The organism is Mycobacterium sp. E3298 (assembly GCF_001666895.1).
Classification (GTDB): Bacteria; Actinomycetota; Actinomycetes; order Mycobacteriales; family Mycobacteriaceae; genus Mycobacterium.
Genome location: NZ_LZJB01000345.1, coordinates 1 through 830, shown reverse-complemented (window position 1 = coordinate 830; position 830 = coordinate 1). Strand labels below are relative to the sequence as shown.

General features: G+C 69.5%; 2 pseudogenes. One reads left to right on the top strand and one right to left on the bottom strand.

Annotated elements, in window-relative coordinates:
- Positions 1-451 (top strand): annotated as a pseudogene (locus A9X05_RS16025) (VWA domain-containing protein); the annotation flags it as partial.
- 3 nt (positions 452-454) lie between these two features.
- Here the strand turns inward: A9X05_RS16025 and A9X05_RS16020 are convergent.
- Positions 455-830, bottom strand: a pseudogene (locus A9X05_RS16020) (hypothetical protein); the annotation flags it as partial.

The following is an 830-nucleotide window of genomic DNA, read 5'->3' as shown; positions in this document are numbered from 1 at the left end:
GCACGCGGTGAGCGCCCTGGCCATCACGGGTGGCGACACCCCGCCCCCGGCCCGCATCGTGCTGCTGTCCGACGGCGGGGAGAACAAGCCGTCCAATCCCAGCGACCCGCAGGGGGCGTTCACCGCCGCCCGGGCCGCCAAGGCCGCGGGCGTGCAGATCTCGACCATCTCCTTCGGGACGCCGTACGGCACCGTCGAGTACGAGGGCGCCACCATCCCGGTTCCCGTAGACGACCAGACGCTGCAGAAGATCTGCGAGATCACCGACGGCCAGGCGTTCCATGCCGACAGCCTGGAGTCGCTGAAGAACGTCTACTCGACCCTGCAGCGCCAGATCGGGTACGAGACCGTCAAGGGCGACGCCAGCCTCGCGTGGATGCTGCTGGGGGCGGTCGCGTTGGCCGGCGCGATCCTGGCCGGCCTGTTCCTGAACCGCCGGCTGCCGTCCTGACGATCAGACCGGCAGCCGCCGGTTGATCAGCAGCGCCAGCGCCGTCGCGATCAAGGCGGTGATCACGCCCAGGCGCAGCCACCCGGCGCTGCCCGGCCCGGCCACGGTGCGATAGCCGATGTCCTTCTCGATGGCGTTGTAGCTCTTGTTGAGCTCGGCGATGTTGCTGGCGGTGTAGGACTGCCCGCCGGACAGCTTGGCGATCGTCTTCATCTGGTCCGTCGAAACCGGGACGGCCACGCGCTGCCCGTCCATCTCGATCTCGCCGGTCTTGGTGCCGAACGAGATCGTCGAGATGGGCACCCCCTCGTCCCGGGCCAGCCGCGCCGCCGTGTAGACCCCGTCGTGCGGGTCGCTGGGATTGGACGGCTTGTTCTCC